Below are 20,685 nucleotides of genomic sequence, written 5' to 3' on the forward strand. Positions count from 1 at the left end.
CGATGTTGCAGTGCGTGGTGCGGGCCAGAATAGACAAAGCCCGAATGGATCGGGCTTTGGATGAACGGAACCGCCGAAAATCAGGCAGCGAGCAACTGGTTCAGTGCGCGCTCGGTCGCGGAGCCATCGCGCTGCAGTCGTTGCAGGCGGCCACTTTCCAGGTGTGTTTCCAGGTCAGCGCGAGTCAATGCCAAGCCGTTCTCGCCTTGCCGGTTGGTGAATAAATAGCGTGTGCCCAGCGGGCTGATCCACGACAAGCGCAAACGACGCTCTTCGCCAGTATCGGCTTGCCACAGCACCCATTCACCACGGGCTGGCAGGAAATCATTGGTGATCGTTTCTGCCTCGGCAGCCACTTGTGCCACTGCAGGCGCAGTTTCGATCTCGATGGTTTCCAGTGTAGGTAATTGCTGTGCTTCGACCGCATGTGGCACCGGATGCATAGACACGCTGGCGCCCACGGCTTGCGGCGCAGAAGGTGCTGGCAAAGCGGTTTCAACCGGCGGCACACCCATAGCCGACTGGCGTAGGCCGGTGCGAATGGCAGAAGCGTGGCAATTCACCAGCTCAGAGAAAAATGCGCGCGATTCGGTTTGATCCATGCCGACATCGGTAACGCCCTTCTCCAGCACCTTGAGCATGCCTGGCAGCAAGTTTACCAGTTGCAGGCGTTCTTCCGGGCCGCGCTTGGCTTGCAGGCTCCACAGCAAATCGTCTAGCGATTTCTGGCGCTGGGCAAATACCGGATCGGCCTCGCCGTTCGGGCCCCATGCTTTGGCCATGGCGGGCGCCCACCATTGCTGCAGGAAATCGGTCACCAGTTGCGGTACCTCACCGGCGCGGGCCAGTTTGGCTTGCACCAATGACGACGCGGTGGCGTTGGCGATTTCCGCAACCTCGGTTTGCAACAGGTCGTCGGCGGCGGCGCTGGCTTTTTGTTCGACTTCCAGGGCTTCTTCAGCCAGGAAGCGCTTGATATCGGCCAGGGCGGTGTCAAACACGCCAACTTCATCTTCAAAGTGCGTGGTTACCCAGGCAACCACATCACTGAATTTGGCAAATTTCGGATCGGTTTCGTCGGGTTCGCCATCCCAGTCGAGGAAGGCGTCTTCTACCAAGTCGATCAATTGCCGTGCTGGGTGCGATTTGCGGGCAAAGAAGCTGCCATCCAGCATCGACACTTTCAGCACCGGAATCTGCAGTCGCGCCAGCAGGCTCTTGGCCGCATTGGGCAGCCGCGGATCTTCAAACAGGCGGTCGAACAGCATGGATACCAGATCGAAAGTCATGGTATCAACGCGGTTAAGCTCATTCACCCAGCGGGTTGAACGCAATACGCTCAGCAGGTTTTCTGGCTGTCCGCCCGGAGCCATTCCGGCATTGGGTGGATCGCGCTGCAGATTGTTCAGGAAGCTGAACCAGTCCGGGCGCAGCGAAGTGCGAGCCTGGGCTTGCATATTGCCGGCAGCCAGTTGCTGCAAGTGGGCAACCAGCTCGGGCGTGATGGCATAGCCCGGCTGCTGTTGCTGGCCATAACCTGCGCTGCCATACGGTGCCTGCCCTTGCTGGGCGTTGCCATAGGCGCCGGGGTATTGTTCAGGGGCATAACCAGCGCCGGTAAAGTTGCCGTCGGCGGACTGGCTTTGTTCCTGTGAACTCTGTTGGTTCTGGCTGGCTGGGCCGCGATAGCGATTGGCTACACGCGGCGGCGCTGGATGTACGTTTTTCTGAATCAGGAACTGGTTCAGATCCTGATAAACCTGGGTGATCTGGCCGGAAAGCGACGTTTCAAACGCCTTCATGGCGGCAAGACGAGCGCCAATGCCACTTTCAAAGACCCGGCAGGCGGCCATTACGGCTTCGCAAATCACGTCCGGGCTAAGTGGATTGGAGGCGGAAGCGTCATCGCTGAGCGGCATAAGCCGTGCCAGACGCTGCTCCAGTTGCTGCAGCGTGTCACCGCCCATGTTCTTGAGCGAATTGGCGACACCGGTAGCGGTCAGGCTTTCTTCGTAGTCGTCGTTGGCCACCAGACTCAATTCTGCCGGGGAATGGCTAACCTTGAAGAAGCCGCTATTGCCGCCCTTGCCTTCCATGCGTTGGGCAAATGTTTCCAGAAACTGCTGCCGGAACGCCGACAGGATCACCGTGCGCTTGGCTTGAGACTCAGCACGCGCCGCATAATAGGTGTCACGCAATTTCATGTCATGCGTGTTTTCTGCCAGCGTGAAGAAAGTTTCTTCCAGCTGCGTGAAGAACCCATCCATCGATTGCGAGAGCAGACGCAATGCCATGTCACGGCACGCGACCAGCGTGTCGTTATTGGGAACATTGGTAGTCCGGGCCTCGCGGGCGGAATTCATTGGGGCACTCCGAATACAGTTTCAGGCAATGGTACGCATATTAGCCCATTGTTATATTCTGGGCACTAACCACTCAGCGACTCGTAAGGCACATTCATCCTATTTTGATAGTTGTCAGCGGTAATCCCGTGTTTTTGCGAATACAGCGGGTCGGCAACTATCCGCCAGCTTGAATCCAGATCGAATCAGGACTATTCCCAATGCGGAATACCCGCTTGGCGCATGCCGCCCCCAAGTATAGAGTCAGCCACATCCCGTGGTTTGGCACCCCGCTGCGGGATACTCCAAAACCAGGACAGTCCTGCTTTGATCAAGGATGGCTGCAATGACTTTGAATAAACCCTCTCCAGTTAATGCTGCTGGCATGCTGGAAAGTGTACTCCTGCTGACAAACGACGATGTAGCGCTGCGCCCTTTTCTTGCGTCGTATTACGCTGACTTGCCGGAAGACGATTTTCCCGCACATCAGCCTGAAGACTGGCTTGGCGCAACGCAGGCCCACCGGCGACTGGGGCAATGTCGGCAGCAGGATGAATCGCTCATTCGCATCTACAATCCCACTCCGCCAGAGCATGGCTGGCAATCCACCCACACGATCATCGAGTTGGTTGCGCCCAACATGCCTTTCCTGGTAGATACCGTGGGCATGGCCATCGCCAGACTGGGTTACACGGTGCATTTGCTGCTGCATCCGGTTTTGCATGTGCAGCGCGATGAGCGTGGCGAATTCAAAGCTTTGAGTGCCGGCGGTGAGCCCGAGTCCTGGATGCATTTTGAAATCGACCGGGAAACAGACGCGGGTTGTTTGCAACAACTGCAGTCAGCGATTGAGCAAGCCCTCAAAACATTGACCACCACCGTGGCCGACTGGCCCGGCATGAGCGCCCGCATTGCAGCTTGCCGCGATGAACTCACCAGCAATCCACCACCAGTGGCTGCCGAAGAACTATCCGAAACCCGCGCTTTTCTGGACTGGCTGCTGGACGACCATTTTGTCATCCTGGGTTGCCGCGATTACCGGCTTGGGGAGCACGGCGATACGCTCGATAGCGAGCCCGGCTCCGGCTTTGGTTTGCTGCGCAATGGCAATGCCAGTGGCCCGTCGCGCGCATTTGCCGCGCTTTCGCCGGAATTGCGCACTCTGGCTTATGACTCGAAAAGTCTGCTGATTTTGACGAAGGCAGATATCCGTTCGACCGTGCATCGTCCGGCTTATCTGGATGTCGTAGTAATCAAGAAAGTCGACCAAAGCGGCAAGGTTACGGGCGAACTGCGCGTGGTTGGACTCTATACCGCCAGTGCGTACACCCTGCCGCCGCGCGCCGTGCCAGTGGCGCGCCGCAAGATTGATGCCGTGCTCAAAAAGAGCGGCGTAGACCTGTCTGGTCATCGCGGTAAAGCCATGCTCAACGTGCTGGACACCTGGCCGCGCGACGAACTGATGGAGACCGGCGTCGATGATCTGACCCGCATTGTTTCTGCCGTAGTGGGTTTGCACGAACGCAACCAGGTTCGCGTGTTCTTCCGTGAGGATATTTACCGGCGCTACGTCTCGGTCATGTTCTATGTGCCCCGTGACAACTACACCACTGAAGTACGTAGCCGCATCCAGCAATTGCTACTGGAAAGACTGGGGGGCGAAAGCTGCGATTTCAATGTTTTGCTGACGGACTCACCGCTGGCACGCATCCATTTCATTGTGCGTCTGCCGCATGGCGTTTGCCCGGTCTACGATGCGCGCGCCATCGAGGCCGAAATCGCTTTGATCGCCCAGCGCTGGCAAGACGAGTTGCGTCTGAGCCTGCTGCAGCATAGTGGCGAAGAGATTGGTTCGACCCGCTATCAACGTTATCAACGCGCCTTCCCGCCCGCCTACACCAGCGACTTTGGTGCGCGTGTGGCGGTGTACGACGTCGATGCGCTGGAAGAAATCACCCCGACCAATCCGCTGGCCGCCACGCTGACTCCCGCCAGCCATAACGACACCCGTCAATGGCGCATCAAGCTGTTTCACGGCAGCGACATCGCCATTTCTGACTACATTCCGCTACTGGAAAATCTGGCCGTACGGGTGCTGGATGAGCGTCCGTACGCATTGAAATTTGATGGCGGCACCCAAGCCTGGATTATCGATATCGGCATTCAGTTGCCATTGGCGGGTGCCCTGGAAGACACCGCTGCCCGGCAGCGCTTCCTCGAGGCGTTCCGCGCGGTGTTCAATGGCCGCAGTGAAAACGACACCTTTAATCGCTTGGTGATTCACGCTGGTCTAGCCTGGCGTGAAGTATTGGTGCTGCGCGCCTACGCCCGCTGGCTCAAACAGATCAGTCTGCGCAATGCGGTAGATACGTTGGCCGACTGCTTGCTGAATCACACCGCCATCGCTCGCGATCTGGTGCGGCTGTTTTACCTGCGCCACGACCCGGCCAATATTGACGACGCCGCTGCGGATGCGCTCAGCGCAACATTGCTCGCGGCGATTAGCGCCCTGCCGATCGCGGATGATGAAAAAGCCTTGGGTGCTTTCCGTGCGGCGATTGAGGGAACCGTGCGCACCAGCCACTTCCAGTCAGTTGCTGACGGTCAGCCGCGTGGACATCTCTCGCTAAAGATTGCTTCCGGCAAAGTGCCCGGCATTCCGCAGCCTGCACCATTGTTTGAGATATTTGTTTACTCCACCGAGGTGGAGGGCGTGCATCTGCGCGGCGGCAAAGTGGCGCGTGGCGGTCTGCGCTGGTCTGATCGGCGCGACGACTTCCGCACCGAAGTGCTTGGTTTGGTCAAAGCCCAAATGGTCAAGAATACGGTGATCGTGCCGGTCGGCTCGAAAGGCGGTTTCATCGTCAAAAATCCGCCCACCGAGCGCGAAGCGTATCTGGCCAAAGGCGTCGAGTGCTACAAGGGCTTCATTCGTGGGCTACTGGACCTGACTGACAATCTCGTCGACGGCAAAATTGTGCCGCCAGCCGGAGTGCATCGGCGCGATGAAGATGACCCTTATCTGGTTGTTGCGGCGGACAAAGGCACGGCCACTTTCTCCGATATCGCCAATGGTTTGGCTCAGGAATATGGCTTCTGGCTCGATGACGCTTTTGCCAGCGGTGGCTCTGTAGGTTACGACCACAAAAAAATGGGCATTACCGCCCGTGGTGCCTGGGTTTCAGTCACTCGCCATTTCCGCGAACTGGGGATTGATGTCGCCACTCAGCCATTCACAGTTATTGGTATTGGCGATATGTCTGGCGACGTGTTTGGTAACGGCCTGTTGCGCTCGCCAGCCACGCAACTGGTCGCCGCGTTCGACCATCGCCACATCTTTATCGACCCAACGCCAGATGCCGCGCTTTCCTTTAAAGAGCGCCAACGTCTCTACGATCTGCCCCGTTCTTCCTGGGCGGATTACGATGCCCGGCTGATCTCGGAAGGCGGCGGGGTGTGGCCGCGCAATGTAAAAAGCATTCCGCTCTCTGCGCAGATGAAATCCCTGCTGCAAGTGGATGCCGAGGCACTGGATCCGACCACGCTGATTCAGTTGTTGCTCAAAGCGCCCGTTGATCTGTTGTACAACGGTGGCATCGGCACTTACGTCAAAGCCTCAACGCAATCGCAAGCCGAAGCCAATGATCGCGCCAATGATGGTTTGCGTGTCGACGGTCGCGAATTGCGCTGCAAGGTGTTCGGCGAAGGTGGCAACCTGGGCATGACCCAATTGGGGCGGATCGAATTTGCACTGGCCGGTGGCCGCGTATTTACCGATGCGATTGATAACTCGGCCGGTGTGGATTGTTCCGATCACGAGGTCAATATCAAGATTCTGCTGAACCGGATCATGAGTGGCGGCGATCTGACGCTTAAACAACGCAATATCTTGCTGGCAGAAATGACCGATGAGGTCGGCCAGTTGGTGTTGCGTGATAACGAGCTGCAAACACTGGCGCTGTCACTGGAGGCCGAACAGGCTCCGTCACTGCTGTCGGTACATCAGCGCTTCATGCAGCAACTGGAGTCTCGCGGCAAGCTGTCGCGTCGGCTGGAATATCTGCCTACCGACAGCCAGTGTCTGGATCGCCAGCAAGCCGGTGCTGGTCTGACGGGGCCGGAACTGGCCGTGCTGCTCGCCTACGCCAAGATGGTGCTGAGCGAAGACCTGCAGGCCAGTGAGCTACCAGACGAACCACAGTGGGACAATCTGCTGCAGGGCTACTTCCCCTTCACGCTTTCACAGCAATTTGGCCAGCGACTGGCTGAGCATCCGCTGCGCCGCGAGATTGTGGCAACGGTGCTCACCAATCATGCGGTCAATCGCCAGGGTATTACCTTTGCCTTTCGCCTGAGTGAAGAGGCGGAGCGCCACCCAGCACTGGTCATCAAGGCGCTGGCTGTAGCGGAAGGCTTGCTGGGTAGCGAAGCGCTGGCGCAGCAGGTCGAAGCGCTGCCGGGCAACGTCAGCGCGCAAGTGCAATATGCGTTGCTGCAAATCTTGCGTCGACAAACAGAGCGTGCCACGCGCTGGGTATTGCAGGCGCCTGACGCCGCCGCAGAGGCTGCATTTGGCCAGGCAGTGCATTCGGCTCTGGCCGGACTGGCGCAATGGCTGGGCGATCCGGAACACATTCACGCCCGCCGCAATGAATTGATCGCCTGTGGCGTGCCGGTGCAGTTGGCTGCGCAAGTGCTGGCCATCGAATACGCCGGGCCGCTGCTGGAACTTGGTCGTGACACCGGTTTGCGTGCCGCGCTCACCGAGCGACTACAGTTGTATCTGCAACTGGATGGCTTGCTGGGCTTTGACTGGATGGCTGCCGCTATTGAAGGTTTGCCGCGCGACAACCGCTGGCAAGCATTGGCGCGCCTGGCTTCACGTGATGATTTGCAGCGCCTGCATGCCAGTCTGGTCGATCAGGCATGGAATGCCGGAACCGGTGCGGCAGCGGAGCGGATTGCTCAGTGGCAATCCGCTCACGAGCTACCGGTGCAAGCGTGGCAGCGCATGCTGGAAGACCTTAAAACCAGCGCGACCGATCTGGCCATGATTTCCGCAGCGTTGCGCGAGGCCCGGCACCGCCTGATGGGCGATTGATTAATGCGAATCCAGCCTGAGATTGCTGGTCAAGCCGTCAGCACAGAACGCCCCGCGTGACCGGTTTGACTAGCAGTTTTAGCAAGGAAACGGGTGGCCCACACCCTTTTGTCCGGTGGCTCGCTACCGGATTTTTTTATTTTTATGCATCTTGCACGTCGGCCAGACGGCGCTTCCCTGTTACAATGTCAGGTTTTCCGAACTGAATTGATCGACCATGGAAGCCGAACAGCTTAACCAGATCGAAAACCGTCTCACCGCTCTGGGTGAACGCGCCGACGAACTCAAACGTTACCTCGATTACCCCGCCAAAGTAGACCGGCTGGAAGAAGTGGTGCGTCTGTCTGAAGATCCAGACACCTGGAACGATCCGAAGAAGGCCCAGGAAATCGGCCGCGAGCGCAAAGCGCTGGAATCGGTCGTGGTGGTGCTGGATACCGTCGTCAATGGCGTGGCGGATGCCAAAGAATTGTTTGAAATGGGCCGTGGCGAAGAAGACTGGGACACCATCTCTTCCGTCGATGCTGACCTGACCGCACTGGAAAACGAAATCGGCGTGCTTGAATTCCGCCGGATGTTCTCCAACCCGATGGACCCGAATCCGTGTTTTGTGGACATTCAGGCGGGCGCGGGCGGCACCGAGGCGCAAGATTGGGCGTCCATGCTGCTGCGCATGTATGTGCGGTATGGCGAGCGCAAAGGCTTCAATGTGGAAGTCATGGAAGTGTCTGACGGTGAAGTCGCCGGTATTTCCAGCGCCACCATCAAACTGTCTGGCGAATACGCCTACGGCTTCTTGCGCACCGAAACCGGCGTGCACCGACTGGTTCGCGTTTCGCCGTTCGACTCCAACGCCCGCCGCCACACTTCGTTTGCGTCGGTCTTCGTCTATCCTGAGGTAGATGACAGTTTCGAGATTGAAATCAATCCGGCTGACGTGCGTACCGACACCTACCGCGCTTCGGGCGCTGGTGGTCAGCACATTAACAAGACTGACTCCGCCGTACGTTTGACCCATATTCCGACCAATATCGTGGTGCAGTGCCAGAACGACCGTTCCCAGCACCGTAACCGGGACGAAGCCTGGCAAATGCTGCGCGCCAAGTTGTATGAGCTGGAATTGCGCAAGCGCATGGAAGCCCAGCAACAGTTGGAAGCGGGCAAATCGGATATCGGCTGGGGCCACCAGATTCGTTCTTACGTGTTCGACCAGAGCCGGATCAAGGATCTGCGTACCGGTTACGAAGTCGGTAATTTGAAAGGCGTGATGGACGGCGATATCGACGACTTTATCGAAGCCAGCTTGAAACAAGGCGTGTAATTGCCCGCCTGAGGCCCATTCAGAATCATTGTCGCGCCGCGAGCGCGTTGTTTGCATAAACGGAAAACAAAATGAGCGACCAACAAGAGCAAGTCATTCAGCAAGACGAAAACCAGATCATGGCCGAACGCCGTGCCAAACTTGCCGCGCTGCGTGAAAAAGGTCCGGCCTTTCCGAATGACTTCAAACGCGTGGATTTCGCTGGTGATCTGCACGCCAAATTTGGCGAAGTAGAAAAAGAAGAACTCGAAGCACAAGCCGTCGAAGTCAGCGTTGCTGGCCGCATGATGCTCAAGCGCGTGATGGGCAAAGCCAGCTTCGCCACCATCCAGGATGTATCCGGTCGCATCCAGTTTTACGTTTCGCGCGACAGCGTGGGCGAAGAGATCTACACCTCGTTCAAGACTTGGGATATGGGCGATATCGTCGGTGCCAAAGGCACGCTGATGAAGACCAAAACCGGCGAATTGTCGGTTCAGGTTACCGAACTGCGTTTGCTGACCAAATCGCTGCGCCCGCTGCCGGACAAGTTCCACGGCCTGGCCGACCTGGAACAACGCGCACGCCAGCGTTATGTTGATCTGATCACCAACGAACAGTCACGCGACACCTTTATCAAGCGCTCGCGCATCGTCCAGAAAATCCGTGAGTTCATGACGAACGAGCGTTATCTGGAAGTCGAAACCCCGATGATGCACCCTATTCCGGGTGGCGCGACGGCCAAGCCGTTTGTAACGCATCACAACGCGCTGGATATGCCGTTGTTCCTGCGCGTGGCGCCGGAACTGTATCTCAAGCGTCTGGTCGTTGGCGGTATGGAGCGCGTGTTCGAGATCAACCGCAACTTCCGCAACGAAGGCATGAGCACGCGGCATAATCCCGAATTCACCATGATGGAGTTTTACGAGGCGTACGCCGATTACCATCGCATGATCGACATGACCGAGGGCGTAATCCGTTACGCGGCCAAGGAAGTGTGTGGTCACACCGTGGTCGAATATCAGGGCAAGACAGTTGATTTGTCCAAGCCGTTTGCCCGCTTCACCATTGAACAAGCCATTCGCCATTACAACCCGCATTACACCAGCGAACAGCTGAATGATCGTGCATTCCTGAAGGCCGAACTGGCTCGTCTGGGTGCCAAGCCGGTGTTGACGGATGGCATTGGTGGTCTGCAACTGAGCCTGTTCGACGAAACCACAGAAGAAAAACTGTGGGAACCGACGTTCATCATCGACTACCCAGCCGAAGTGTCGCCACTGGCACGCGCCAGTGATACTGATGTCGGCATCACCGAACGCTTCGAGTTGTTTATGGTCGGTCGTGAGCACGCCAATGGCTACTCCGAGTTGAACGATCCGGAAGACCAGTCCGCGCGCTTTATGGCGCAGGTTGCGCTGAAAGATAAGGGCGACGACGAAGCCATGCACTACGATGCGGATTACATTCGCGCGCTGGAATACGGCCTGCCACCCACAGGCGGCTGCGGTATCGGCATTGATCGTCTGGTGATGTTGCTGACCGATGCGCCAAGCATCCGTGACGTGATCTTGTTCCCGCAGATGCGACGCGAAGACTGAAGCTGGTTGCTGGCTTGATCTCAAGGCCCGTGCGATCCGCGCGGGCCTTTTACTTTTGCGCCAGATGCGTACCGGGCATCTGGCTGGCTGAATTGAAGAATGAAACATAAACCTATTTCCAATCTGCACTGGCGGGTAATGCTGTTTCCGCTGTTTCTGGTGCTGTATGAATTCTCGTGTTACATCGCCAACGACATGATCCTGCCCGGCATGCTGCACGTAACGCAGGAATTCAATGCCAGTTCGGCGTGGGTGCCAACCTCAATGACCACGTACATGATCGGCGGCGCCTCGCTGCAATGGCTGCTGGGACCATTGTCGGACCGCATTGGCCGACGTCCGGTCATGCTCGGTGGTGTCGTCTGGTTTGTGCTGATGTGCCTGGCCGCACTCGTCGCGCAGAACATGGGTATGTTCCTGGCGCTGCGCGTGTTGCAGGGCATGGGCATGTGTTTTCTGGTGGCCGTAGGCTACGCCGCCATTCAGGAAGCATTTGAAGAAAAAACCGCCATCAAGGTCACCGCATTGATGGCTAACGTTGCGCTACTGGCGCCACTGATTGGCCCGCTGACTGGCGCGGCGCTGATGGCGTTTACTACCTGGCGCATGATCTTCGTTGCCATCGCCGTATTGGCGGCACTGGCTGGCGTGGGTCTGTACATGACCATGCCGGAAACCGCGCCGCGCAGCAAAGCGCCCTTCTCGTTCAAATCGGTCTGGCATGACTACCGCGCCGTGTTGGCCAATCGACGCTTTATGGCCGGTGTATTTGCCATCTCGCTGGCGGGCTTGCCGCTACTGGCGTGGATTGGCCAATCGCCCGTGATCATCATGGAAGGCGAACATCACAGCGCGCTGGATTACGGCCTGTGGCAATTGCCGGTATTTGGCGCGCTGATCGCTGGCAATATCGCCCTGGCCACCATCGGCCAGCGTTTTGCCATTCACCGGGTTATCGCGGTGGGTGGCGGCTTGGTGGCGACCGGAACCATCCTCGCCTTTGCGCTTACCCTGCTGTTTGAAACGCGTTTCCAGGGTATGGCGATTGGCCTGGGTTTATATGCCTTTGGCTTGGGATTGGGCAACGCCGGGATCTTCCGTCTCACCTTGTTCTCCAGCGAAATCGCCAAGGGCACCGTTTCGGCTACGCTGGGGCTGATCATGATGGCGATTTACGCTGTGGGCATTGAAGTCTTCAAGGCCATTTACCGCGTTGGCGGTGAGCAGTGGTTTGCGGCTGGCTTCCTGGTTACCGGCGTGGCGTTCGTTCTTACGCTGATGCGCTTTATGGGCTGGGGTAAACACAAACAAACCGCGCAAGGCGACGCCGAGACCGATGCTGCAGCGTAAAATCCGCCTTTCACTTTTGCCGGACTTGTAACCGCACCATGCCTTACCCCGCCCTCGTTCCTGCGCAACTGGTTTTTTCGCCCGAAGGCATCCCGTATTCCAGCATATACGGCGATGTTTATCACTCGGATGATGGCGGCGAAGAGCAGGTCCGATCAGTATTCATGGCGGGCAACGGCCTGCCCGAGCGCTGGCGGGAACGGTCCAGTTTCACCATCGTCGAAACCGGTTTTGGTCAGGGCTTGAGTTTTTTGGTGACCTGGCAAGCCTGGCAGAATGATCCGCAACGCTCTGACCGGTTGCATTTTGTATCGGTGGAGAAGCACCCATTCACCGCTGCAGATATGGCTAAACTGCATGTGCGTTATCCGGAGCTGGCCACCTTGTCGCAAGAATTGCTGACGCGATGGCCGCTGCTCACCCCAGGTTTTCATCGACTGCACCTGGATGGTGGCCGGGTTACGCTTACCCTGTTGTTTGGCGAAGCGGCGGATATGTTGCAGCAACTCACCGCCCGGATTGACGCCATCTACCTGGATGGTTTTTCGCCGGATAAAAACACCGACATCTGGTCCGGTCCGGTCATACGCGCGTTGTGGCGCAATAGTGGCCCGGGCACCACGCTGGCGAGTTACACCGTTGCCCGCGCAGTGCGCGATGAGTTGACCATGGCCGGTTTCTCGGCACGCAAAGAAGCCGGGTTCGGTCGCAAACGACAGCGCCTGGCCGGACAAATTGAGCGCGCACCGCGCCGTGCACCTGTCTACGACGGACCGCGTCAGGCAGTAATCGTTGGCGCTGGAATGGCGGGTTGCGCCGCTGCCGAGCGATTGGCCGCACGCGGGTGGCAGGTTACGGTGCTGGATAAAGAAAGCGCTCCTGCGCAAGCCGCCTCGGGCAATCATGTCGGCTTGATGCACGCGCATTTTTCTCGTGACGACAATCTGCAAGCTCGACTAACCCGCGCGGGCAGCGAATACACTTTGCGCCATCTGGCCGGTTTTTCCGCGACCACTCAAGTGTCTTCGTTTTGGGGGTTGTCCGGCGTCTTTCAGGTGGCCAAATCGGCCGAACAAGCAGCGGCGCAGGCCGCAATTGTCCAGTTGCAACAGTGGCCAGCCGATTTGCTGGACTGGCGCAATGCCACACAAGCCCAAACGCAATTTGGCGTAATGGCCCCATGGGGTGGCTGGTGGTTTGCACGCGGCGCCTGGGCCAAGCCGGCCAGCTTGTGCCGCGCCAGTCTGGTGCGCTTTCCGCAACTGATTCGTCTGGTCACCAATGCGCACGTTGCGGAACTGAAGCGCACTGAACACGGCTGGCAATTGCTGGACGCATCCGGCAACGAACTGGCCAGCGCACCCATCGTGATCCTGGCCCAAGCCACCGCAGCACTGGAATTGCCGCAGGCGCAGGAATTGCCGCTGTCCTCATCGCTGCGCAGTACCACGCTGGTGGCGGCCGGCGCGTTGCCCGAGATGAGTGCGGGTCTGTCTGGTTCGGGTTACGTCACACCACAGCTGGATGGCTGGCACTGCATCGGTGCCGCTGCGGCCAAGCCGGGCGAAGTCATGACGGCGGAATCGGCCAACCTCCAGGCGCTGGGCCAATTGTTTGCCCAAACGGCAGTGGTCAATCTGCCAACCGGCGGCACCAGACTGTGCGCACGCCCCAATTCGCTTGATCGCATGCCATTAGTGGGTGAATTGCCACAAGCTCATGCCGAGCAAGGCACAGTACACCAACTGTTTCACATCAAGCGTCAGGCCGGTTTGTATGGTTTGCTGGGATTGGGTTCGCGCGGGTTGACCTATGCCAGTCTGTGTGCCGAAGTGCTAGCGGCGGAGCTGAACGCAGAGCCCGCACCGCTCGAGCGCGCATTGCTGGATGCCATCGACCCTGCGCGATTTCTGCTGCGCGCCATGCGCAAAGGTTCGCCTTGGCCGCTGGAGTCCACTGCCGACGATAGTGACGATGATGATCAAGACGCCTGACATCTGTACTGCCTTATTACAGAATCCATAATCAAACAGCATAACAGTTTGAGGATTTAGCCAACTGCGGGGGTGCAGTCCGGCAGAGAATGTGGCTTTCGGCGATTGTGTACTCTCTTTAATCTGGGAAGGCTCACACCCCACCCGGAGATCGCCATGAAAGCCACCATGATTGCCTGTAGCAGCCTTGTCAGTCTCAAGCGCGCCGGTCGGGTGACCATTCGCTGCGAGCGCGGTCAGTTGTGGTTGTCGGTGCCGGGCGAGGATGTGATTTTGCGGGCAGGCGAAAGCTGGAAAGCAGCGCACGCGGGTACGGTGCTCATTGAAGGGGTGAATGACGCCCGCTTCAGTCTGGTTACGCCGAGTTCAGGCTGGTTCAATGGCTGGCAGTCGCCGTTCAAGTCACAGGCCGTCCGTTCGTCGTTACGCATGAAGATTGGCTAATCAAAACCCCTGGGGGTGGAAACTTGACATTGGCATAACGGTCCTATTTCAAACGTGCCCGACTCCCCCTCCCGGGCCGGTGAAGGAGGCTTGTATGCTATGCCGTCTTTCCCTTGCGGGCATGCTGTGCGCCAGTCTGATGGCCCCGGCCCATGCCGATATGATCGATGATGTCGCCACCCTCGAAGCCATTCTTGATAGCGTTTGCGGTCAGCGCTTTGAGGTTATTTGGGTCGACCAAGAGCACAAGCTTCCGCCCTGCATGATGAGCTACTCGCCCTATTGCGAAGAAATCCAGAACAACACGGCGGATAGTTGCGTGATGGTGATGGGCACCACTGACAGCGCGGACACCGACCAGCAAGACAGCCCTGATGTGCTTGCGGCGAGCACCCAAGGCATCTAGCTCGGCTATAGGTTGTCAGGCCGCTGGAATCGCAAACGCTGACACAGGTTGTTTGCGCTCGTCCAGCAGCGCTTGCGCCAGTTGCCCCAGGCGTTGAATGGCGCGCTCGTGCCGGGTCGTCCAGGTTTCGATGCAGCAAATACGCAGACAATTGCGGTAACTGCGGCTGGGCGAAAACAATTCTCCCGGCGCAAACACAATGCCTTCCAGCATGGAGCGCCGCAATAGCTCCATCGTATCGATGCCCACAGGCAACTCAACCCACAACACAAAGCCACCGGCCGGCATATTGAGCCGGGTGCCAACAGGGAAATAACGCCGAATCGCCGCCACACCGCAGGTTACTTGATCGGCAATGGCTCGTCGCAGTTTGCGCAAATGGTGATCAAAGCCGCCGTTTTCCAGAAAGCGAGCGACGGTTTTCTGCAATACGGTTGAGGTGGAATAGGTGCTGATGAACTTGAGCTTTTCCAGTTCACGCCGCCAGCGCCCGGCCACGATCCAGCCGATCCGGAAGCCCGGCGCCAGCGTTTTAGTGAACGACGAACACAGCATGACGTTGCCGGTTTTATCAAAGGCCTTGGCTGGTCGCGGACGCTCGCCGTGATGAAAGAACTCGCCGTACAGGTCATCTTCAATCAGCGGGATATTGCGTTCTGCCAGCAACTCGACCATGCGCCGTTTGTTCTCATCCGGCATCAAGCAACCCAGTGGATTGGAGAAATTGGGCAGCAACAATGCGGCTTTAACCTGGCCGTCGCGCGTCGCCAATTCCAGTGCTTCCACCGAAATACCGGTTTGCGGATGCGTAGGGATTTCCAGTGCTTTTAGCTGGTAGCTTTCCAATATCTGCAGCAAACCAAAATACGCCGGAGATTCAATCGCCACCACGTCGCCGGGTTTGGTTACAGCCCGCAAACATAGGTTGAGCGCCTCCAGACAGCCATGCGTGACGATGACCTCGTCAGCCTCGAACTGGCCGCCCCAGGCTAGCGCCCGGCGGGCAATATGACGACGCAATTCCGGATCGCCGGGCGGATTGCCATAATCGGCCAGCAAGGCGGGCTCATGCCGGGAAACTTGCGATAACAAGCGCTGCAGCGGTTGCAGCGGAAAATGATCCGGGCTGAGAATCGCCAGACCAAATTCAACTTTGACCTCGGTGGTCTGACTGGATTGATACGGCCAGAATTCGGCGCGTGTCGTTACTTCTGAGGGGGTTTGCGGAGGTTGGGTCAGCACAGGCGAACCAAAAGCCGATGTGCTTTTCACATAAAAACCGCTCTGCGGCCGGGCTTCGATCAGTCCGCGATCTTCCAGTTCACGATAGGCCTCCATTACGGTAGACAGACTCAGTTGCCGCTGGGCCGACATCTTGCGCACCGATGGCAATTTTTCACCCGCCTTGAGCCGCCCCGCCAGAATGGCTTGCGCCAACTCTTCAGCCAGTTGATGGTAAAGCGTATCGGGCTTGCGTCGCCCGCTGGCGAAGGTCATGTCGTTCATGGCGTCGATTCCATTGGAATATCAACTCCACTATATCGCGGCCAGGCAAAAAACAGAACAGTTTTAGAAAATCGAAAAAATGGGAGTGCTCAGGGGTAACAGTTTGGCTAACAGCCTGGCTGTTTACTGCGCAGCGGAGGCCGCTACCGCAACCGGGCTGGCAGTCAGCGCGCCACTCGCGGCGGCAGGGGCTGGTTTGCGGCTATCCAGAATCTGGAAAAACACTTCATCCTGGCGAACCATACCCAATTCATTGCGGGCACGCTCTTCTATGGCGGCCGTACCGGTTTTCAGATCGACCACATCGGCTTCGAGCGCGTCATTGCGTTCTTTTAGCTTTTCGTTTTTGGTGCGTTGATCCGCAAGTTGCGTATCAAGCTGCCAGACGCGCAGCCAGCTACCCTTGCCGATCCACAGGGGCCATTGCAGCAACAGAATCAGCAGCGCCAGAGCTATCGCGAGTGTTCGCATGTATTTGGGGGGAAGGTAAAAGAAAACCGGAGCTTTGCGCTCCGGTTTCGGATGTTACTACAGCGGCACTTGAAAACCTAATGACAGGTTCACAAGTGCGTCATTTCGCCGTATCGCTTATTTGCGGATTTGATAGAACGCGTCAATACCCGGGTAGTAAGCTGCATCGCCCAGTTCTTCTTCGATACGCAGAAGCTGATTGTACTTGGCGATACGGTCAGAACGGCTCAGCGAGCCAGTCTTGATTTGCATGCAGTTGGTAGCCACGGCCAGATCAGCAATGGTGCTGTCTTCGGTTTCGCCGGAGCGATGGCTCATCACCGAGGTATAACCAAAGCGCTTGGCCAGATCAACCGCAGCCAGGGTTTCAGACAACGAACCGATCTGGTTAACCTTGATCAGGATCGAGTTGCAAATGCCCTTCTTGATGCCTTCAGCCAGAATCTTGGTGTTGGTCACAAACAGGTCATCGCCAACCAGTTGAACGCGCTTGCCCAGACGGTCGGTCAGAACCTTCCAGCCGTCCCAATCGCGCTCGCCCATGCCGTCTTCGATCGAGATGATCGGGTACTTGTTGGCCAGGCTTTCCAGGTAATCAACCATTTGTTCAGAAGTCAGTTCACGCTTGTCGCTCTTCTTGAACACGTACTTGCCGGTAGCCTTGTCGAAGAATTCCGACGCAGCGCAATCCAGTGCAATGCAGATTTGCTCGCCAGCCTTGTAGCCAGCTTTTTCAATCGCGGCCAGGATCAGATCCAGTGCTTCTTCAGCGTTGGCAACATCAGGCGCAAAACCGCCCTCATCACCCACCTGAGTTGGCATGCCCTTGTCGTGCAGAATCTTCTTCAGATTGTGGAAGATTTCCGCGCCGTAACGCAGTGCTTCGCGGAAAGTCGGAGCGCCAACCGGCACAATCATCAGTTCCTGGAAGTCCAGGCTGTTGCTGGCGTGTTCGCCACCGTTCACTACGTTCATCATTGGCACTGGCAGTGCCATCGGGCCCGAACCGCCTACGTAGCGGTACAGCGGCAGACCAGCTTCGTCAGCGGCAGCCTTGGCTACAGCCAGCGACACAGCCAGGATCGCGTTGGCGCCCAGCTTGCTCTTGTCTTCAGTGCCATCCAGATCCAGCATGGCCTTGTCGATGAAGGCCTGGTCGGCAGCGTCCAGACCAATGATGGCTTCACAGATTTCGGTATTGATGTTTTCGACGGCAGTCAGCACGCCCTTGCCCATGTAGCGGCTCTTGTCACCGTCACGCAGTTCAAGTGCTTCGCGCTCGCCGGTGGATGCGCCAGACGGCACAGCCGCACGGCCCATGACACCCGATTCCAGCAACACGTCTGCTTCGACTGTCGGATTGCCGCGAGAATCCAGAATCTCGCGGGCGATGACTTCAACGATGGCACTCATTGGCATTACCTCTGTAGGTGGTTGATCTTAAAACTGCAACTTCTGACCCAGTGGTGACTGCGGCTATCAGCATAGCCCATTTGTATTACAGCGTTTGTTCGATGAACGGCTTGCCTTTTACTGCTGCATCAATGGTTTGCAGTGTAGTCAGCAATTCTTTCATGCGGCCCAATGGCCAGGCGTTCGGACCGTCGGACTTGGCCACGGCCGGGTTCGGGTGCGTTTCAGCGAAGAGGCCGGAAATGCCGACCGCAACTGCAGCGCGCGCCAATACCGGCACGAATTCGCGCTGCCCGCCGGAGCTGGTGCCTTGACCGCCCGGCAACTGCACTGAGTGCGTGGCATCAAACACGACCGGGCAACCGGTTTCACGCATGATCGACAAGCTGCGCATGTCGCTCACCAAGTTGTTATAGCCGAATGACACGCCGCGCTCGCAAGCCATGAAGACATCTTCCGGCAGACCGGCTTCCAGAGCGGCTTCGCGGGCTTTATCCATGACATTTTTCATGTCGCCGGGCGCCAGGAACTGGCCCTTCTTGATGTTTACCGGGCGGCCAGACTGGGCACAGGCCCGGATAAAATCGGTCTGGCGGCACAGGAAAGCGGGGGTTTGCAGAACATCGACCACGGCCGACACCGGCTTGATCTGGTCGATTTCATGGATGTCGGTCAACACCGGCACACCCACTTGTTCTTTAACCTTGGCCAGAATGCGCAGGCCTTCATCCATGCCGTAGCCGCGAAAGGTCTTGCCCGAAGAACGGTTGGCCTTGTCGAAGCTGGACTTGAAAATGAAGTTGATGCCCAGTTCGGTGGTGATTTCTTTCAGCTGACCGGCAACATCAATAGAAAATTGCTCGCCTTCGATAACGCACGGGCCGGCAATCAGAAAAAAGGGCTGGTCCAGCCCGACTTCAAATCCGCAAAGCTTCATGGAATTGCTCCAGTGAGATGTGAGACGGCGGGCGGCCAGAATTGCCTGGCCTGCCCGCCCTCTTCACGGATGAATCAGCAACTTACGCCTTCACGGCCATGCTCACGAGCATAGGCGATGGCTGCTTCGATATAGGCTTTGAACAACGGGTGGCCATCACGCGGTGTAGAAGTGAATTCCGGGTGGAACTGGCAAGCAAAGAACCAGCGATGACCTGGTAGTTCGATGGTTTCTACCAGTTGTTCGGCGCCGGTGGATTTGCCGCTGATTTTCAGGCCAGCTGCAGCCAGGCGCGGCAGGTAGTAGTTATTCACTTCATAGCGATGACGATGGCGTTCGGTAATGGTTCCTTCGCCGTAAATCTTTGCGGCCAGCGAACCTTCTTCCAGACGGCATTCCTGTGCACCCAGGCGCATGGTGCCGCCCATATTGGAATTGGCATCACGTGTTTCGATCTTGCCGTCGTGATTAACCCATTCGTCAATCAGCGCCACGACTGGGTATTCAGTTTCGAGATCAAACTCAGTGGAATTGGCGCCCGGCATGCTGGCGATATCACGTGCGTATTCGATCAAGGCAATCTGCATGCCCAGACAAATACCCAGATACGGGATATTGTTTTCGCGAGCGTATTTCACTGCGCGAATCTTGCCTTCCACGCCACGCTTGCCAAAGCCGCCCGGTACCAGAATTGCGTCCACGTTCTTGAGCGCGTCCAGCGATTCGGTTTCCAGATTTTCGGAATCGATAAACTGGATCTTCACTTCGCTACCGGTATGAATACCAGCGTGCTTGAGCGCTTCAATCAGCGATTTGTACGATTCGGTCAGATCGACATATTTGCCAACCATGGCGATATTGACGGTCTGCGTCGGATTCTGGATTGCATTGACGATTTTGTCCCACACCGCCAGATTGGCTGGTGGCAAAGTCAATTCCAGTTGCTTGCAGATAATGTCGTCAATACCCTGATTGCACAGCACGCGTGGAATCTGGTAAATCGACGGCACGTCCGGACACGACACAACTGCCTTGAGCGACACATTGGTGAACAAGGCAATTTTTTTGCGTTCTTCTTCCGGCACGACGCGATCAGCGCGGCAAATCAGCACATCTGGCTGAATACCGATTTCACGCAATTCTTTCACGCTGTGCTGGGTTGGCTTGGTTTTGATTTCACCGGCCGCGGCAATGTATGGCACGTAAGACAAGTGCACAAAGCAGGTGTTTTCTTTGCCCAGCGTCACGCCCATCTGGCGGATAGCTTCAAGGAACGGCAAAGACTCGATATCACCGACGGTGCCACCGACTTCAATCACGGCCAGTTCAGCATCGCCCGCACCTTGTTCGACGAAATGACGGATTTCATCGGTAATGTGAGGAATAACCTGAACGGTTTTGCCGAGGTAGTCGCCACGGCGTTCTTTTTTGATCACCGAGTCATAAATCTGACCGGTGGTGAAGTTATTGCGCTTGTTCATCTTCGAATGGATGAAGCGCTCGTAATGACCCAGGTCCAGGTCGGTTTCTGCACCGTCTTCGGTAACAAAAACTTCGCCGTGCTGCATGGGGCTCATGGTGCCCGGATCCACATTGATGTATGGATCGAGCTTCATCATGGTGACTTTAAGGCCGCGAGACTCAAGAATTGCGGCCAGTGACGCGGCGGCGATGCCCTTCCCCAAAGAGGAGACAACGCCACCGGTTACGAAGATGTACTTGGTCATGGCAGTGGGTACAGATTGGAATTCCGTATTCTATACGAACACCCCCTTCCCCTCAATTCTGGACAAGCACAACAACTTGTGATTTCAGCGCCA

13 protein-coding genes are annotated in these 20,685 nt (G+C 57.2%); 7 read left to right on the top strand and 6 right to left on the bottom strand.

From position 1 onward, the window contains the following. Nucleotides 1–80: 80 nt before the first annotated feature. Entirely contained in the window at nt 81–2,363 is a 2,283-nt protein-coding gene (locus tag N7220_RS00155; RefSeq protein ID WP_283149446.1) for a DUF1631 family protein, read from the bottom strand. 325 nt (nt 2,364–2,688) lie between these two features. On the opposite strand from N7220_RS00155, the gene N7220_RS00160 reads away from it, so the two are divergent. The 7 genes from N7220_RS00160 (at nt 2,689) to N7220_RS00190 (ending at nt 14,538) form a co-directional block, all read left to right on the top strand. Then, nucleotides 2,689–7,443 (top strand): NAD-glutamate dehydrogenase, encoded by a 4,755-nt coding sequence (locus N7220_RS00160; protein WP_283149447.1) that lies wholly within the window; start codon nt 2,689–2,691, stop codon nt 7,441–7,443. A 217-nt stretch (nt 7,444–7,660) separates the two neighbouring features. Beyond that, on the top strand, nt 7,661–8,764 hold the full coding sequence (prfB, locus tag N7220_RS00165; protein ID WP_283149448.1) for a peptide chain release factor 2: 1,104 nt from the start codon (nt 7,661–7,663) through the stop codon (nt 8,762–8,764). 71 nt (nt 8,765–8,835) lie between these two features. After that, on the top strand, nt 8,836–10,344 hold the full coding sequence (gene lysS, locus N7220_RS00170) for a lysine--tRNA ligase (protein WP_283149449.1): 1,509 nt from the start codon (nt 8,836–8,838) through the stop codon (nt 10,342–10,344). A gap of 99 nt (nt 10,345–10,443) precedes the next feature. Continuing rightward, entirely contained in the window at nt 10,444–11,694 is a 1,251-nt protein-coding gene (locus N7220_RS00175; protein ID WP_283149450.1) for an MFS transporter, read from the top strand. Between the two features lie 38 nt (nt 11,695–11,732). Beyond that, nucleotides 11,733–13,688 carry a bifunctional tRNA (5-methylaminomethyl-2-thiouridine)(34)-methyltransferase MnmC2/FAD-dependent 5-carboxymethylaminomethyl-2-thiouridine(34) oxidoreductase MnmC1 gene (mnmC, locus tag N7220_RS00180; protein WP_283149451.1) on the top strand — a complete coding sequence of 652 codons (1,956 nt, stop codon included), beginning with the start codon at nt 11,733–11,735 and terminating at the stop codon, nt 13,686–13,688. A gap of 156 nt (nt 13,689–13,844) precedes the next feature. Further along, entirely contained in the window at nt 13,845–14,132 is a 288-nt protein-coding gene (locus N7220_RS00185; RefSeq protein ID WP_283149452.1) for a DUF2917 domain-containing protein, read from the top strand. Between the two features lie 94 nt (nt 14,133–14,226). Next, nucleotides 14,227–14,538, top strand: coding sequence for a hypothetical protein (locus tag N7220_RS00190; RefSeq protein WP_283149453.1), 312 nt, complete (start codon nt 14,227–14,229; stop codon nt 14,536–14,538). Between the two features lie 15 nt (nt 14,539–14,553). On the opposite strand, the gene N7220_RS00195 is transcribed toward N7220_RS00190, so the two are convergent. The 5 genes from N7220_RS00195 to N7220_RS00215 all read right to left on the bottom strand — a co-directional run bounded on the left by N7220_RS00195 (nt 14,554) and on the right by N7220_RS00215 (nt 20,592). Continuing rightward, nucleotides 14,554–16,044 (bottom strand): aminotransferase-like domain-containing protein, encoded by a 1,491-nt coding sequence (locus N7220_RS00195; protein WP_283149454.1) that lies wholly within the window; start codon nt 16,042–16,044, stop codon nt 14,554–14,556. A 123-nt stretch (nt 16,045–16,167) separates the two neighbouring features. Continuing rightward, nucleotides 16,168–16,515, bottom strand: coding sequence for a cell division protein FtsB (gene ftsB / locus N7220_RS00200; protein ID WP_283149455.1), 348 nt, complete (start codon nt 16,513–16,515; stop codon nt 16,168–16,170). A gap of 117 nt (nt 16,516–16,632) precedes the next feature. Continuing rightward, nucleotides 16,633–17,928, bottom strand: a complete 1,296-nt coding sequence (gene eno / locus N7220_RS00205) for a phosphopyruvate hydratase (RefSeq protein ID WP_283149456.1) — start codon at nt 17,926–17,928, stop codon at nt 16,633–16,635. An 85-nt stretch (nt 17,929–18,013) separates the two neighbouring features. Continuing rightward, complete coding sequence (gene kdsA, locus N7220_RS00210; RefSeq protein WP_283149457.1) at nt 18,014–18,865, bottom strand: 3-deoxy-8-phosphooctulonate synthase; 852 nt, start codon at nt 18,863–18,865, stop codon at nt 18,014–18,016. Between the two features lie 74 nt (nt 18,866–18,939). Further along, the gene (locus N7220_RS00215) at nt 18,940–20,592 is read right to left on the bottom strand and encodes a CTP synthase (RefSeq protein WP_283149458.1); all 1,653 of its coding nucleotides are present in this window, start codon (nt 20,590–20,592) and stop codon (nt 18,940–18,942) included. Between the last annotated feature and the right edge of the window lie 93 nt (nt 20,593–20,685).

The organism is Silvimonas soli (assembly GCF_030035605.1).
GTDB lineage: Bacteria > Pseudomonadota > Gammaproteobacteria > Burkholderiales > Chitinibacteraceae > Silvimonas > Silvimonas soli.

Excerpts from the sequence above, each read along its gene's own strand:
- N7220_RS00155 (WP_283149446.1), bottom strand. The coding sequence starts at position 2,363 with ATGAATTCCGCCCGCGAGGCCCGGACTACCAATGTTCCCAATAACGAC.
- N7220_RS00160 (WP_283149447.1), top strand. The coding sequence starts at position 2,689 with ATGACTTTGAATAAACCCTCTCCAGTTAATGCTGCTGGCATGCTGGAA.
- prfB (WP_283149448.1), top strand. The coding sequence starts at position 7,661 with ATGGAAGCCGAACAGCTTAACCAGATCGAAAACCGTCTCACCGCTCTG.
- lysS (WP_283149449.1), top strand. The coding sequence starts at position 8,836 with ATGAGCGACCAACAAGAGCAAGTCATTCAGCAAGACGAAAACCAGATC.
- N7220_RS00175 (WP_283149450.1), top strand. The coding sequence starts at position 10,444 with ATGAAACATAAACCTATTTCCAATCTGCACTGGCGGGTAATGCTGTTT.
- mnmC (WP_283149451.1), top strand. The coding sequence starts at position 11,733 with ATGCCTTACCCCGCCCTCGTTCCTGCGCAACTGGTTTTTTCGCCCGAA.
- N7220_RS00185 (WP_283149452.1), top strand. The coding sequence starts at position 13,845 with ATGAAAGCCACCATGATTGCCTGTAGCAGCCTTGTCAGTCTCAAGCGC.
- N7220_RS00190 (WP_283149453.1), top strand. The coding sequence starts at position 14,227 with ATGCTATGCCGTCTTTCCCTTGCGGGCATGCTGTGCGCCAGTCTGATG.
- N7220_RS00195 (WP_283149454.1), bottom strand. The coding sequence starts at position 16,044 with ATGAACGACATGACCTTCGCCAGCGGGCGACGCAAGCCCGATACGCTT.
- ftsB (WP_283149455.1), bottom strand. The coding sequence starts at position 16,515 with ATGCGAACACTCGCGATAGCTCTGGCGCTGCTGATTCTGTTGCTGCAA.
- eno (WP_283149456.1), bottom strand. The coding sequence starts at position 17,928 with ATGAGTGCCATCGTTGAAGTCATCGCCCGCGAGATTCTGGATTCTCGC.
- kdsA (WP_283149457.1), bottom strand. The coding sequence starts at position 18,865 with ATGAAGCTTTGCGGATTTGAAGTCGGGCTGGACCAGCCCTTTTTTCTG.
- N7220_RS00215 (WP_283149458.1), bottom strand. The coding sequence starts at position 20,592 with ATGACCAAGTACATCTTCGTAACCGGTGGCGTTGTCTCCTCTTTGGGG.